Consider the following 14,201-nt stretch of genomic DNA (forward strand, 5'->3'; position numbering starts at 1 on the left):
AGTAAAGCCGGGAGGAACGCCTCCGAAATGACGACCTTACTGTAAAAGCTACTCCCCTTTAGGAGAACTAGTAATTAATTTTCACACCCTTAACATACACAAATAAAGTGAGAGTGTCAAGGGATAGAGGCCCACTCTGCCACATTAACGCACTGGGGGTCAGGCACCCTCCTGCTTTGAATTTTTTTATTGTGCCCGCACATAAAGTGTTCTATAATATGATTCTTCGGGCTCTGTTCCCGCGTGGTTCGAGAACCTCCCACGATAAAAAACTAAGGAGAGATAAGGAAAAAATGAATAGTAGATCGATTGTCCGCAACGGGATTCTGGCAGCATTATACATTGCCATTTCCGCGATCATCCAGCCCTTTGGATTTACAAATGTACAATTCAGGGTGTCTGAGATGTTCAACCATCTAATTGTCTTTAACAAAAAGTACTTTTACGGCATCATCCTTGGTGTCTTCTTAACCAATCTGTTCTTCTCCCCAATGGTTCAGTATGACCTTGTTTTCGGAGTAGGCCAGTCGGTCTTGTCTTTGCTGATTACGATTTTTACAGCAAAATACATTAAGAACATAATAGCAAGAATGGCCGTGAATACAATCGTGTTCACCTTCACGATGTTCATCATTGCATTTGAACTGAAACTTGCGTTCAAATTACCTTTCCTGTTTACATGGATCACAACGGCCGCAGGTGAATTTGTTGTCATGGCCGCGGGCATCCCCGTTATGTATGCAATCCATAAACGTATCAATCTGGAAAAGCTCGTATAGCAAAAAAGCAGAAGCCGCCACCGGTTTCTGCTTTTTTCAATTCGTTTAATCATTTTCTCTGAAAAAATAAGCATGCTCAATAGTAAGGGTAATATGGGTAGCCATAGTAAGGATAAGGGTATCCGTAATACGGGCTAAACAATGCACTGCCTACCAGCCCGCCGAGTACGCCTCCGAAAAACGGGCCTCCCCAGCCGAACGGCCCTCCAAACCCAAACGGTCTTCCGAATCCAAATGGCCCTCCGAACCCAAACGGCCTTCCGAACCCAAATGGCCCTCCGAACCCAAACGGCCTTCCGAACCCAAACGGCCTTCCGAATCCAAATGGCCTTCCGAACCCAAACGGTCTTCCAAAACCAAACGGCCTGATTCGCTCTTCACCAATGATTGATTCTCCTCCGCCATACGGCTGCATCTCTATACCATTATTCATTGGAACTCCTCCTCGAAATTTTCATCTCAATAAAGAATATGCAAATGCCTAATGGAATGGCTGGGTGTATACCCATTGATTGCTTTCACATTGAATTCCTGCTTGAAATCCACGAAAAAAAGCATACAAATACTGCATGCCCAGATTGTAGAAAGGCCCCCTTATTTTAAAATACCTTTTGAAAAGGGGGTTATTAATGTTTTATTTGTCTTCGACCACAATATACAAGTATCAAGATACTACCTAAACCACTATATGTTGTAGGTTGAATTTATAAAAAAGCTGTCGAGACTTTCTCGACAGCCTAAGCATGCAAATACTGCATGCCCTTTTCCGCTACAAAGCTATTCCTTTTTTTCCTCTCTTGCAGGCTCACTGGCTGCTGCCGTATATACGGGAGCCCCGGCGATTTCCGATGCCAACTGGTCGATGCTCTGGCGGACATTTCCCTTGCCGGAAAAATTCTCAATCAGTTCCTTCACGTCGATACCTGAAGAAGCTTTGAGAGATTCCTGGAGCCCTGCCATCAGGTTTGTCGCATAGCCTGTCACCCTGTTGGCACCGCTGTTAACTCCGTCTCCGCCACCTGTGTCAACAACCGTAATTTTATCAATATTTCCCATTGGCGCTGCCACTTGCTTCGCATATTCCGGAAGCATTTTCAGAATCATGTCGATAATGGCTGCCTGCCCGAATTGCTCGAATGCTTCAGCAATCTTCTCTTTCGCTTCTGCCTCGGCCACACCTTTCAAGCGGATGATTTCTGCCTCCGCTTCCCCTTGTGCCTGCTGGGCTTCCGCTTTCGCGAGACCGTCCATCCGTACCCGCTCGGCTTCGGCACGGGCCATCGCTTCAACCTGGTACTTATTTGCATCGGCTTCTGCCATCTGCTTCGCTTTATGCGCTGCCGCTGACTGCTCCACCGCATAGCGGTCTGCATCCGCTTTTTTCTTTACTTCCGAGTCATACTGGCGCTCACGGCGCAGTATTTCTTTTTCCTCAAGCTCAATTTGCTTTTGGCGCTCGATAATCCGAACCTGCATTTCCTGCTCTGTAACATCCTGTTTCGATCTTGCCGTTTCGAGATCGTACGCCTGGTCAGCACGGGCTTTCGCACTTTCCTGCTCGCGGCGGAATTCAGCCACTTTCAGCTTATTTATTTTTTCAGCTTCCGCAATTTCGGTCGCCCTCTCAAATTCTGCCTTTTTCGCTTCCTTGTCCGCTTCCGCTTTCTTGATCCGCGTTTCTTTATCCGCTTCCGCCGAAGCGATATCTGCATCACGTTTTACCTGAGCAATCCGCGGTTTCCCGAGTGAATCGAGATAGCCATTTTTGTCCCGGACATCTTTAATGGTAAAAGAAACAATGACAAGGCCCATTTTTGCAAGATCCTGTGAAGCCACGCGCTGTACTTCCTGGGAAAATTTATCACGGTTCTTATAGATTTCCTCCACCGTCATCGAGCCAAGGATGGAACGCAAATGCCCTTCAAGGACTTCCTTTGCCTCGTTCTCGCGGTCTTCTTTCTTTTTGCCAAGGAACTGCTCTGCTGCAGTGGCAATTTCATTGATGCTTCCGCCAATTTTTATAATGGCCGTCCCATCTGCCATGACCGGAACTCCTTGCTCGGTGTACACTTCCGGTGTTGTTACTTCAAGCTTGCTCGAAAGGAGGCTCAGCGGTCGTGCCTGTTGAAATACTGGAAAAATAAAAGCTCCGCCGCCCCTGATGATTTTTATTTTATTATTAGAATCATCCATATGTACATTTTTATTGCCAAGGAAGCTTCCCGTCACGATTAAGGCTTCATCCGGCCCAGCTGTTTTGTACTTTGCGACAAAAACCCCAATAAGCGCTAAAATAATAAAAACTGCAAATCCTGCTGCGATCCAAACCAAATTCATATTTTTGTTCCCCCTTCAATAAAGTTCTCCATTTCTTCATACAATTCAACCTGCAGAACTCCATTGGCAACATCAATGACGAGCACTTTTTTGCCATACGGAATTTCCCTTCCCGAAAAACTGGCTGCTGGCTTCGCGATCCGGCCGCTTACGCTCTCAATCAGCACTTCTCCAAAGCCGCCCCCCGGTACAGAGGTAATCACAGTGCCTGTCTTGCCCCTTAAGTCGCTTTCTTTATAGACAAGTGACTCTTCGGCTCCTGAAATCGGAATCAGCACAAACACATTCAACAATGTTACAAGAATGAAGGATAAAGCGGCTGAGGCTGCAGCTATAAGTCCGCTGTTGAAGCCCGTAACGTTCTCGGCTATATACCCTCCAGCTGAAAAAATCGTAATAAAGGAAAAGATAAGTACTGGATTGATGAATGCATCCATAATTCCATTCAGAATATCACCAAAAAACAAATATAAAACCGTTACTGCGCCAGAAATAATCAAGCCGTATAAATATAAGGTCTCAAGCGGCAAGCCAAATAACTCCATTACACATCTTCCTCTTCTTTTTTGCTCATTTCCCTGCTTTCAGGAATGTACCCGCCAATGAGAAAAACCTCTTTATAAAAGCCCATTGCACCAGTCCTTTCGGAGAATTTTCCTGACAATTAAATATACGGATAAAATGTAAATTAGTTTCATAATTTGGGATTATTTCTAATGAAAACAAGGAAAATCCACCTATACATATCCAATCTTTCAGTTTTTTCTATTTTAATATAATAAACCAGTTACCCTATTTACTTACTTCTGAGAAAAAAGACCCATTGAAAGCGTTTCAAAAAGAGCCAAAGTTTGTTCAATATTTCACAAACTGCTATTACTTCGATATGGTATATTTAAATCAGAAAAGGAAAACAAGGAGTGATAAACATGATTCTCTGTGAATGGAAGTCCTTCTCTACCGATACTGAAACATATACACTGGAAGCATTTGAAGAAGCTGTCGGTGATGAATTCGAAGCAATGCTGTTTAAGGACAATGATGAAATACCTGCCGTAATATGGACAGTAAATTTTGTGATCATCGTCAAGAAGTGTTCCACCGTCTCAAACGACATACTGTTTGATAAGATTCCTAGAAATCCTGTTTGTGAATAAAATTTTTATCAGTGTTTGTGAATAAATTCACACATGTTGTTTATAAACTTTGGAGGGATTACAAATGGCCGTGGATAAAAAAGCTTTAACCGAGAATGAACAGGTTTCAAAAATGGTTGGCAGCCTTGTTGAAAATGGATTAAAAGCTCTGCAGGAATTCAGGGGTCTCACACAGGAAGAGATTGATGAAATCGTCCGGGAAATGGCGCTTGCCGGCCTTGACCAGCATATGCCGCTTGCAAAGCTTGCTGTAACGGAAACAAAACGCGGTGTATACGAGGATAAAATCATCAAGAATATGTTTGCAACCGAATATGTCTACCACAATATCAAGTACGATAAAACGGTTGGCATAATCAGTGAAAACGAACACGAAGGCGTACTCGAAATCGCAGAGCCAGTTGGAGTCATTGCAGGTGTTACACCTGTCACCAATCCAACATCCACCACTATGTTCAAGGCCTTGATCAGTATCAAAACAAGAAACCCAATTATTTTCGCTTTCCACCCATCTGCCCAGAAGTGCAGCAGTGAAGCAGCGCGAATCCTTCGGGACGCAGCTGTGAAAGCTGGAGCGCCAGAAAACTGCATCCAATGGATTGAGAATCCATCCCTGCAAGCCACCCAGGCATTGATGAATCACGAAGGAATTTCCCTTATCCTGGCAACAGGCGGAGCCGGAATGGTGAAATCAGCTTACAGCTCCGGAAAGCCTGCACTTGGAGTCGGACCTGGTAACGTCCCTTGCTACATTGAGAAAACAGCTAAAGTAAAGCGTGCTGTCAATGACTTGATTTTATCAAAGACTTTTGACAATGGAATGATTTGTGCGTCTGAACAGGCCGTTATCCTCGACAAAGAAATTTACAATGAAGCTAAACAAGAAATGATCAGCAATAACTGCTATTTCCTAAACAAAGAAGAAACAGCAAAGGTCGAAAAACTTGTGATCAATGAGCATTCCTGTGCAGTCAATGCTAATATTGTCGGGATGCCAGCCTTCAAGATTGCTGAAATGGCCGGTGTGGCTGTACCGGAAGATACAAAAATCCTGGTTGCTGAATTGAGAGGCGTTGGCCCACAGTACCCGCTTTCCCGTGAGAAGCTTAGCCCTGTCCTTGCCTGCTACAAGGTGAATTCACTTTCTGAAGGGCTCACAAGGGCGGAGGAAATGCTTGAGTTCGGAGGCCTTGGCCACTCTGCCGTCATCCATTCAACAGATGACAGCACCATCAAACAGTTTGGCTTGAGGATGAAGGCTGGGCGGATCATTGTTAACGCTCCGTCTTCACAAGGAGCCATCGGTGATATTTACAATGCCTACATGCCATCATTGACACTTGGCTGCGGTACTTACGGCGGTAACTCTGTATCAACTAACGTTGGTTCCATCCATTTGGTCAACATCAAAAAGGTAGCGAGAAGGAATAATAATATGCAATGGTTTAAAGTGCCATCCAAAATTTATTTTGAAAAGAATTCCACGCAATACCTTGCGAAAATGCCAAATATCTCCCGGGCGATGATTGTGACCGATCCTGGGATGGTGAAGCTTGGCTATGTTGATAAAGTGCTGTACTACTTGAGGAAGCGTCCGGACTACGTCCACTGCGAGATTTTTTCCGAGGTTGAACCGGATCCAAGCATCGAAACAGTCATGAAAGGTGCAGAAATGATGGCAAGCTTCCAGCCGGATGTCATCATTGCCCTCGGCGGCGGTTCTGCGATGGATGCAGCAAAAGGAATGTGGCTCTTCTACGAACATCCAGATGCCGACTTCCATGGACTGAAGCAAAAATTCCTTGATATCCGGAAGCGGATTGTGAAGTATCCTACGCTTGGCGGTAAGGCGCAGTTTGTGGCGATTCCGACAACATCCGGCACAGGGTCGGAGGTTACTTCCTTCTCCGTCATTACCGATAAAAAAACGAATATGAAGTACCCGCTTGCTGACTATGAATTGACGCCAGATGTGGCCATCATCGACCCTCAATTCGTCATGACAGTGCCAAAAGGCGTAACAGCAGACACTGGAATGGATGTACTCACACACGCAATCGAGGCTTATGTCAGCTGTATGGCGAATGACTATACAGACGGCCTGGCCATGAAAGCTATCCAGCTTGTATTTGAATACCTGCCAAGGGCATACCGAAACGGAAGCGATGAGGTAGCACGAGAAAAAATGCATAATGCCTCAACAATGGCTGGAATGGCGTTTGCGAATGCGTTCCTTGGAATCAACCATAGCCTTGCACACAAGCTTGGCGCTGAATTCCATATTGCTCACGGCCGCTCCAACACAATCCTGCTGCCGCATGTTATTAGATACAATGCAGCGAAGCCGAAGAAGTTCACAGCATTCCCTAAATACGAGAGCTTTGTCGCTGATCAGCGGTACGCCGAAATTGCCCGGGTACTCGGCCTTCCTTCCAGCACAGTGGAAGAAGGAGTCGAAAGCCTTGTACAGGCAATTATCAAGCTAGCAAAAGAGCTTGATATCCCAATGAGCATCAAAGCGAACGGTGTGGATGCAGCTGAATTCGAAGCAAAAGTCGACTGGCTTGCAGATCGTGCCTTCGAAGATCAGTGCACCACAGCCAATCCAAAGCTGCCGCTCGTATCCGAGCTAGCCGAAATCTACCGTCTCGCCTACAAAGGAGTTTAAAAGACAAGCACGATTGTAACAAGACAAGTATCCATGAGTAAATGTAATTATACGCGAATGCTATAAGGGCTAATCGGAGTCCTCTAGCAACAGAAAAACGGTCCCCTTTTGAAGGGACCGTTTTTCTGTTGCACCCTGACGGGGGCGCGATTGAATTCTTCACCGCAGCACCGCGCCGGGGGTCAGGCACGCTCACACTCTTCACCGCACCACCGCGCCGGGGGTCAGGCACGCTCACACTCTTCGACGCTTTACTCTACTTACGAGAACAGGCTCTTGATGCCGTCGATTAGGTCTTTGAAGAAGTTGGAGACGGAATCGAGGAATCCTTTGTTCTCGCTCACTGCTTTTTCAATTTCACCTTTGATATCTTTCGACAGGTTATCAAGCTGGCTTTTAGCGTTATCGAAATTGATATTCAGGCCTCTCATCTTATCAAACAGGTTGACCAGCAACTGGCGGTCTTCCGGGCTAAGGCTGATTTCCAGTGTCTTCAGCTTTTCATCGATAATCTGCTCGATTTCTTCTTTGGTCGCCGGATTCTGTCGGGCAATTTCCTGCTTGATCTCCGTCAACAGCTGGCTCACCTTGTCCTGGTCCATGCCTTCTTTCTTCGCCAGGTCTGTAGCAAGGCTTAATTCTTCATTCGCCACTTCGGTCCGGGCTGGGTCAAGCTCTGCCCCTTTTCCCGCATCATACGCTTTGTACATCCCGACAAGGGCAGAATGCCCGCTTACTTTCAGCGGGGAAGCAACTTCGACTAATGCATCCTTCACACCTGCTGTGAGCAGCGCGTTAGCATACATCTCATCGGTTACTTCTGTAATATTTTCAGGCGTCACCTGTTTGATGACAATCCCCTCGCCTGTGTCTTTCCTTGAAATTCTAGCTGAGGAGTACATATTTGAATTCGGGTCACCCTTAATATATTTAACAAGGTCTTCTCCAGTCACAGTAATTTCCTTTACTTGACCAGCGTCCCTTACTTTAAGCAGATTTCTGACTTCATCTTTCTGTGCAGGTGACAGTGACTCTCCGTAAACAATGATTGGCGGTCCGTATTTCTCGTTGATACTTTCTTCATTGTTACCATTCGAGGCAGCAGCATTACCAGCGCTTCCTGTAAAAATAGCGAGGAACAATAACGCAGCAGCAGCCGCTGCTTTCACTACTCTATTCATTATCATAGTCGTATCTCCTTTTTTGTAAAAAAATATCTTGCTGAATTGTACCCTCTTTTTCATATATTGTATCCTATTTCCCGGCCCTTTCAACCAATAAGCCCATCCGGCGACTCCCCGTAACTATCCCACTTGGGGGAGATCCGAAAGAAAAGGAAGCTCCAGACTCCCCCCTTTGCCTTGCCACATTACTACGAAAAAAACAGCTTCCTGGTTTCATCATCCCCAATTCCAACTAAAAACAGATAGAAATTTAGGGTCTCACTCTTCATTTTTCCCTCTCCTATGTTACAATCGAGTTTGTGGCAAAACATGAAAATTGTCTATCTCGAATTCTATGATAAAGGAGTACATGAACATAATGGATTTCCTCATGATATTGAAAGCCATCATTCTTGGTATGGTGGAAGGGCTGACAGAATTTGCTCCAGTCTCTTCAACAGGACATATGATCATTGTTGATGATATGTGGCTCAAGTCACAAGAATTCCTTGGCAAATATACAGCCAATACTTTTAAAATCGTCATTCAGCTCGGATCCATCCTGGCTGTTGTCATCATTTTCAAAGCCAGATTCCTTGAAATGCTTGGATTTGGCAACCGCCATGAAAAAAAACCTGAGCAGCGCCTGAAACTGACACAGGTTCTCGTTGGCTTAATACCGGCAGGCGTTCTCGGCGTCCTATTCGATGATTATATCGACGAACACCTCTTTTCTCTTAACACAGTGTTGATTGGACTTGTGATTGGCGCCATCTTCATGCTGATCGCTGACTTCTTTGGAAGCAAGACACCGAAAACCGAAACGGTTGACCAAATCACTTACAAACAAGCAATCACAGTCGGATTGTTCCAGTGCCTGTCCCTATGGCCAGGATTTTCCCGATCAGGTTCGACGATTTCCGCTGGCGTCCTTTTCGGGATGAGCCATCGCGCCGCAGCTGATTTCACCTTCATCATGGCCGTACCAATCATGGCCGGGGCAAGCTTCCTTTCCCTTTTGAAAAACTGGCAATACTTCACGGTCGAATCGCTTCCATTTTTCATCGCCGGGTTTGCTGCAGCATTCGTATTTGCGATGATATCCATCCGATTCTTCCTGAAGCTGATTAATAAAATCAAGCTTGTGCCTTTCGCCATTTATCGCATCGTACTGGCTCTAGCCATTTACGTCCTATACTTTTAAGTAAAAAAGCAGCAGTCACCTCTTCAGTGAACTGCTGCTTTTTTCTATGGCCTAAATCAACTGGAAAAACACTGCAGCCTTCGCCACGATAAAAGTAACAAAAATCGCGATAACTGTCGGGATAAGGAAAGACAGGAAAGTCCATTTCACACTTTTCGTTTCCTGATAAATATTCACCATTGTCGTTCCACAAGGATAATGAAGTAGGGAAAACAGCATCATGTTCAGCGCTGTCACCCACGTCCACCCATGATCAAGCAATATTTGCTTCAGCCCACCAATTCCATCCACATCCACCATTGCCCCTGTGGATAAATAACCCATCAGCAAAATCGGTAGCACCACCTCGTTTGCAGGCAGACCAAGCAGGAACGCCATCAGGATATATCCATCCAGCCCGAGCATCTGCCCCATTGGGTCAAGGAACTGGACAATGTGAAGCAGAATGCTGGTGTCGCCGACCGTCACATTCGCCAAAATCCATGTCAGAACCCCCGCGGGTGCCGCTATCTTCACTGCACGGCTCAGAACAGCAAGAGTCTGATTAATGGATGACCTTATGACAACATCAAACACTTTTGGCTTCCTGTAAGGAGGAAGTTCAAGAGTATAGTGTGTCGGAACGCCCTTCAGCAAGGTTTTCGATAACAGCCATGACACGAAAAAGGTCACGAAAATCCCAAACAGGACAAGGCCGACGATCACCCCCGTCGCTGCTAGCAGCTGAGTTCCTCCCGCCAGGCTTCCTGCCATAAAAAGCGAAGCAAGGACAATCAGCGTCCCCCATCTGCCATTGCACGGAACAAAGTTATTTGTCAGGATTGCCAGCATGCGTTCACGCGGAGATTCAATAATCCTCGTTGACATGATCGCCGCAGCATTACAGCCAAACCCCATGGCCATAGTCAGAGACTGTTTTCCATGGGCCCCGACAACCTTGAACAAGCGGTCCATGTTAAATGCTACACGCGGTAGGTAGCCGTAATTTTCAAGAAGGGCAAATACCGGAAAAAAGATTGCCATTGGCGGGAGCATGACGCTAACCACCCAAGAGGTTCCACGATAAAATCCGAGCACCAAAACGCCATACAGCCAATCAGGTGATCCTGCTTTCTCAAACCCCACTGCGATATACCCCTCAAGCCAGCTAAAAAAATCGGCAAGCATTGCGGAAGGAACATTCGCCCCTGCAATCGTCAAGTAAAAGACAGCCCCCAGCAATGCAAGCATGATAGGAAACCCAAATACTGGCGATGTAAAAATCCGGTCGAGCTTTTCAGAATGCTCATCATGCCCGCTTTTCGTATAGGTCACTCCTGCAGCAGTCAGCTCGCTGCTTTTTTTATAAAGCTGTTCAACAACGTGGTCGCGAAGACCAGGCGTCGACAAGTGGCCGGCTTCCTTAAACAGATCTTCCAATCGTTGAGACGCTTGCTCTCCCTGCAAAGCCATCCTCTAACCTCCCTGCAAATCGTTTCTCTATTTCTTCTATCAATCTCTGGTCTCCGTCCAGCAGGCGGAGAGCGACCCACCTTGCTGGCAGCCTGCCTTGAAAAATATTTTCCGCCTTTTCTTCCAGCAGTATGATTTTTTTCTCCGTTTCTTCGTCATAGACAACTGTAACTGGCTCGGTGCTGATTTCTCCGGTAATCATTCGATCAATTGTATCAAGCAGCATGTCGACACCAGTCCGGTTACGGGAAGAAATTTTAATGACTGGCACCCCGAGACGCCTCATCAGAATTTTTTCATTAATAAGGATGCCGCGCTTATCCGCCTCATCCATCAGGTTCATTACAACAATTACGCGCCCGGTCATTTCGAGCACCTGCAAGGCCAGATTCATGTTCCTTTCAAGCGACGTGGCATCAAGGACAACAATCGTAATCTCAGGCTTTTCAAAAATAATATAGTTTCGGGCCAATTCTTCATCAGCCGAGTTTGAATAAAGAGAATAAGTGCCTGGGAGGTCGACGATTTCATACTTGCGGTCCTTATGCGAGAAATAACCTGCCTTCATGTCAACCGTCTTCCCTGCCCAGTTTCCGGTATGTTGTTTCAAGCCTGTTAGCAAATTAAACAATGTGCTTTTGCCTGTGTTTGGGTTGCCGGCAAGCGCAATCGTATGTTGTTCAATCATGAGTCAACCAACTCCCCTTCTATCTGTCCGCTTTCCTCTTTCCTCAATGCGATACACGTTTGACTCACCCTGAATGCAATCGGATCACCAAGCGGGCTTTTCCGCAGTACTTCGACAATCCTGCCGGGGACAAAACCAAGGTCAAGCAGCCTTCGCCTCATCACACCTTCAATGTGAAGCTTGCTAATCCTTATCCTATCCCCTTTTTCTCCATCAGCTAGAGAGATTGTTTTAGCCATTCCCACTTTTATTTCCCCTTCCCACTTTTGTTTACCTTATGCAACTTTATCATACCATATGTTTGTTCACTTATAATGGTTAAAGTTTTTACCATTAAATTTTTGCTTTTTGTTCTAAAAAAAGACTCTGCTTTTCTCAAAAGCTCCCAGCGCAGGCTAGACCTTTTAAGCATAGAAAAAAGGGAACCCTGTAGGCACCCACTTACCTTTAAGTTATAAAATTAAATCGTTTCATTCCCCTCGCACAGGAAAAATCGCCTTTTTTGCGGAAAAGTATTCATGACAGATACCTTTCGCTAGGCTGACTTATTCACCAGCGCCATTGCTGTTGTGTAACAATTAAAGCATCCTATTTCACCCACGCCAAAAAGAGCAATTATTTTTTTATTACCCTATTGACCTTCACGCTGCGTCAAGGTGTAAAGTGAATTTGTCAGGAGGTGACAACGAATGGAATATACGATTCAAAGGCTTGGGCAGCTGGCTGGGGTCAGCACCCGGACGCTTCGGTACTATGATGAAATTGGCATCCTTAAGCCGGTAAGGACCAGTTCGTCAGGATACCGGATTTACGGTCAGGAGGAAGTTGACAGGCTTCAGCAAATTTTGTTCTACCGTGAAATGGGAGTCAGCCTGGAGAAAATCAAAGCAATCCTGTCTTCGCCTTCCTATGACAGCGCCAAAGCATTAGAAGAACACCGAAAACAGCTCCTCGACAAAAGAAAACAGCTAGATTTACTGATCGCCAATGTTGAAAAAACAATCGCTTTGAATGAAGGGAGAGTGTCCAGCATGACTGATAAGGAGAAATTTGAAGGTTTTAAGCAAAAAATGATTGAAGAGAATGAAGCGAAGTATGGGGCGGAAATTCGAGGTAAATATGGTGATGAAACCGTCGACAAGGCGAATATGAAGCTTAAGAATATGTCTGAGGAGAAGCATGCAGAAGTAACGCGCCTCGCCTCTGAAATAAGCGACATATTGGCTGAAGCGGTTAAAACGGGAGACCCGTCAGGCAGCCTCGCACAAAAAACGGCTGACCTGCACAGACAGTGGCTGGGCTATTACTGGAGCACATACAGCAAGGAGGCGCACGCGGGCCTTGCACAAATGTACGTGGATGACGAGCGCTTCAAATCATACTATGATGCAAAAGAGCCTGGCACTGCCGAATTCCTGAGAGATGCCATCTTTATTTACACAGGCTTTAAGCAATAGCGTTAGAGGCAGCACCTTCCTAACAGGGGATGCTGCCTTATTCTTTATTAGAATGACTGTCAAACATCGAACCTTCCACCCTATATAACGAGTACTACATTTCGTAAAACGGAAGGGAACATATGTCGATTCGCAATAAACTATTGCTTCTTATGGGGCTTCTGATTTGTTCAATATTGTTTCTCGGGATATACTCCATCATTGAATTCACGGCATTGAGTCTCTGTCGTAAGCCGCTTCAAGAATCAGCACAATTACAGCATTGATTAACGATATTGCGGCCCAGACTAACTTTCTTGCCCTTAATGCTGCCATTGAAGCAGCACGTGCAGGTGAACATGGCAAAGGATTTGAAGAGCGCAAGAAAAAAACCCATCTGAATCATCAGATGGGTTTTATTGCGGATTCTGCCTCTCATTTTCAGCAGCCTTTACTTCCTTTACATTCTTTTCCCTCAATATACCAATCGGTATATCAAAAATCTTTCATCTGAGTTGCGGTCATTCAGACTGGGAAGTTCTATTTCTTTCCATAGCTGAAAAGATGTTTGTGATTCCAGATAATAAATATAATCCTCGGAAGGATAGTATAAAATCAAGTGGACTTCCCGAGGCTCTTTTTCCAGCGAAATCAAGATGTTGTTAATGACTTTGGTGAATATCTGGACCGAGAAGGGATTGAAAAAATAAAATCGGTTGTCCTTGGGGCCTATTTCAAATTCTTCTGCGAGCCCGCAATAAAAGGTGATTTTATCTTCCCCCTCTTTTACTTTCCTTGAATAATGTTCGAGGTTTTCCATGGCATCTTGGCAGAATTCTTCATTCATTTCCACTCCGAGAACGCTTGCGCGAAACATATAATGGAGCAGGAAAGCCAGTCTCCCTTTTCCGCACCCAAAATCAATGACAGTGTCACTTTCCTTCAATTGGTATTGTTCGAACAACTTTTCTAAATCAGCATATGGGGTCGGCTCATATCTGTGATAGTGAAAAGAAGAATAGAAACCATCCTGGCTTCCCCCAGTCCATATATTCAGCATCTCATCATAGCGATTTTCTTCCATTGATACCCTCCTGTCGGGCAAGCACTTGTTTATCTGTACTTATCATTCCATGAATAGATCAGTTTGTACATGCCTTACGGTAAATGCTTCGAAAAATAGAATTGTATAAGATCCATTTTTTCTTAAGATAGTGGCTGTGATTCGCCGGGGTCTTGTTTTATCACCATTTTTCAGCCAATTTGCAATAAAAAAATTCCTACGCTCGAAAAACACAACAATTTTACAGTATATTT

13 protein-coding genes, 1 pseudogene and 1 riboswitch are annotated in these 14,201 nt (G+C 45.2%); of the genes and pseudogenes, 6 read left to right on the forward strand and 8 right to left on the reverse strand.

Annotation, left to right across the window (positions count from 1 at the left end; genetic code table 11):
- Positions 1–237: 237 nt before the first annotated feature.
- Positions 238–282: riboswitch (PreQ1 riboswitch) on the forward strand.
- 11 nt (positions 283–293) lie between these two features.
- Positions 294–779 (forward strand): QueT transporter family protein, encoded by a 486-nt coding sequence (locus D1970_RS04725; protein ID WP_119111744.1) that lies wholly within the window; start codon positions 294–296, stop codon positions 777–779.
- 76 nt (positions 780–855) lie between these two features.
- On the opposite strand, the gene ymaG is transcribed toward D1970_RS04725, so the two are convergent.
- From ymaG to D1970_RS04740, 3 genes are all read right to left on the reverse strand, one after another.
- Entirely contained in the window at positions 856–1,194 is a 339-nt protein-coding gene (gene ymaG, locus D1970_RS04730) for an inner spore coat protein YmaG (RefSeq protein WP_219915709.1), read from the reverse strand.
- Between the two features lie 362 nt (positions 1,195–1,556).
- Positions 1,557–3,116, reverse strand: a complete 1,560-nt coding sequence (gene floT, locus D1970_RS04735; protein ID WP_119111745.1) for a flotillin lipid rafts scaffold protein FloT — start codon at positions 3,114–3,116, stop codon at positions 1,557–1,559.
- Positions 3,113–3,661 carry an NfeD family membrane protein gene (locus tag D1970_RS04740; protein WP_119111746.1) on the reverse strand — a complete coding sequence of 183 codons (549 nt, stop codon included), beginning with the start codon at positions 3,659–3,661 and terminating at the stop codon, positions 3,113–3,115. The genes floT and D1970_RS04740 overlap by 4 nt, the downstream gene beginning before the upstream one ends.
- 384 nt (positions 3,662–4,045) lie before the next feature.
- On the opposite strand from D1970_RS04740, the gene D1970_RS04745 reads away from it, so the two are divergent.
- Positions 4,046–4,273 carry a hypothetical protein gene (locus D1970_RS04745; protein ID WP_119111747.1) on the forward strand — a complete coding sequence of 76 codons (228 nt, stop codon included), beginning with the start codon at positions 4,046–4,048 and terminating at the stop codon, positions 4,271–4,273.
- A 64-nt stretch (positions 4,274–4,337) separates the two neighbouring features.
- Positions 4,338–6,941 (forward strand): bifunctional acetaldehyde-CoA/alcohol dehydrogenase, encoded by a 2,604-nt coding sequence (gene adhE / locus D1970_RS04750; protein WP_119111748.1) that lies wholly within the window; start codon positions 4,338–4,340, stop codon positions 6,939–6,941.
- Positions 6,942–7,201: 260 nt separating this feature from the next.
- On the opposite strand, the gene D1970_RS04755 is transcribed toward adhE, so the two are convergent.
- Positions 7,202–8,122 carry a DUF1002 domain-containing protein gene (locus D1970_RS04755; protein WP_374978537.1) on the reverse strand — a complete coding sequence of 307 codons (921 nt, stop codon included), beginning with the start codon at positions 8,120–8,122 and terminating at the stop codon, positions 7,202–7,204.
- Between the two features lie 361 nt (positions 8,123–8,483).
- On the opposite strand from D1970_RS04755, the gene D1970_RS04760 reads away from it, so the two are divergent.
- Entirely contained in the window at positions 8,484–9,308 is an 825-nt protein-coding gene (locus tag D1970_RS04760) for an undecaprenyl-diphosphate phosphatase (RefSeq protein ID WP_119111750.1), read from the forward strand.
- A 51-nt stretch (positions 9,309–9,359) separates the two neighbouring features.
- On the opposite strand, the gene D1970_RS04765 is transcribed toward D1970_RS04760, so the two are convergent.
- The 3 genes from D1970_RS04765 to D1970_RS04775 are packed head-to-tail and all read right to left on the reverse strand — an operon-like array spanning position 9,360 to position 11,687.
- A complete protein-coding gene (locus D1970_RS04765; protein WP_119111751.1) occupies positions 9,360–10,760 on the reverse strand; it encodes a nucleoside recognition domain-containing protein in 1,401 nt (466 codons plus the stop codon).
- Positions 10,711–11,448, reverse strand: a complete 738-nt coding sequence (locus tag D1970_RS04770; protein ID WP_119111752.1) for a FeoB small GTPase domain-containing protein — start codon at positions 11,446–11,448, stop codon at positions 10,711–10,713. Before D1970_RS04770 ends, D1970_RS04765 begins: the two co-directional genes overlap by 50 nt.
- Positions 11,445–11,687 (reverse strand): FeoA family protein, encoded by a 243-nt coding sequence (locus D1970_RS04775; protein WP_119111797.1) that lies wholly within the window; start codon positions 11,685–11,687, stop codon positions 11,445–11,447. Before D1970_RS04775 ends, D1970_RS04770 begins: the two co-directional genes overlap by 4 nt.
- 450 nt (positions 11,688–12,137) lie before the next feature.
- Between D1970_RS04775 and D1970_RS04780 the strand changes: the two genes are divergently transcribed.
- Complete coding sequence (locus tag D1970_RS04780; protein ID WP_119111753.1) at positions 12,138–12,905, forward strand: MerR family transcriptional regulator; 768 nt, start codon at positions 12,138–12,140, stop codon at positions 12,903–12,905.
- A gap of 235 nt (positions 12,906–13,140) precedes the next feature.
- A pseudogene (locus tag D1970_RS22770) lies at positions 13,141–13,257 on the forward strand (methyl-accepting chemotaxis protein); the annotation flags it as partial.
- 102 nt (positions 13,258–13,359) lie between these two features.
- Here D1970_RS22770 and D1970_RS04790 read toward each other — a convergent pair.
- A complete protein-coding gene (locus D1970_RS04790) occupies positions 13,360–13,968 on the reverse strand; it encodes a methyltransferase (protein ID WP_119111754.1) in 609 nt (202 codons plus the stop codon).
- Positions 13,969–14,201: the final 233 nt, after the last annotated feature.

Source organism: Mesobacillus zeae (genome assembly GCF_003570705.1).
Taxonomy (GTDB): Bacteria; Bacillota; Bacilli; order Bacillales; family Cytobacillaceae; genus Mesobacillus_C; species Mesobacillus_C zeae.

Excerpts from the sequence above, each read along its gene's own strand:
- D1970_RS04765 (WP_119111751.1), bottom strand. The coding sequence starts at position 10,760 with ATGGCTTTGCAGGGAGAGCAAGCGTCTCAACGATTGGAAGATCTGTTT.
- D1970_RS04790 (WP_119111754.1), bottom strand. The coding sequence starts at position 13,968 with ATGGAAGAAAATCGCTATGATGAGATGCTGAATATATGGACTGGGGGA.
- D1970_RS04745 (WP_119111747.1), top strand. The coding sequence starts at position 4,046 with ATGATTCTCTGTGAATGGAAGTCCTTCTCTACCGATACTGAAACATAT.
- D1970_RS04775 (WP_119111797.1), bottom strand. The coding sequence starts at position 11,687 with ATGGCTAAAACAATCTCTCTAGCTGATGGAGAAAAAGGGGATAGGATA.
- D1970_RS04780 (WP_119111753.1), top strand. The coding sequence starts at position 12,138 with ATGGAATATACGATTCAAAGGCTTGGGCAGCTGGCTGGGGTCAGCACC.
- ymaG (WP_219915709.1), bottom strand. The coding sequence starts at position 1,194 with ATGCAGCCGTATGGCGGAGGAGAATCAATCATTGGTGAAGAGCGAATC.
- D1970_RS04725 (WP_119111744.1), top strand. The coding sequence starts at position 294 with ATGAATAGTAGATCGATTGTCCGCAACGGGATTCTGGCAGCATTATAC.
- floT (WP_119111745.1), bottom strand. The coding sequence starts at position 3,116 with ATGAATTTGGTTTGGATCGCAGCAGGATTTGCAGTTTTTATTATTTTA.
- D1970_RS04770 (WP_119111752.1), bottom strand. The coding sequence starts at position 11,448 with ATGATTGAACAACATACGATTGCGCTTGCCGGCAACCCAAACACAGGC.
- adhE (WP_119111748.1), top strand. The coding sequence starts at position 4,338 with ATGGCCGTGGATAAAAAAGCTTTAACCGAGAATGAACAGGTTTCAAAA.
- D1970_RS04755 (WP_374978537.1), bottom strand. The coding sequence starts at position 8,122 with ATGAATAGAGTAGTGAAAGCAGCGGCTGCTGCTGCGTTATTGTTCCTC.
- D1970_RS04740 (WP_119111746.1), bottom strand. The coding sequence starts at position 3,661 with ATGGAGTTATTTGGCTTGCCGCTTGAGACCTTATATTTATACGGCTTG.
- D1970_RS04760 (WP_119111750.1), top strand. The coding sequence starts at position 8,484 with ATGGATTTCCTCATGATATTGAAAGCCATCATTCTTGGTATGGTGGAA.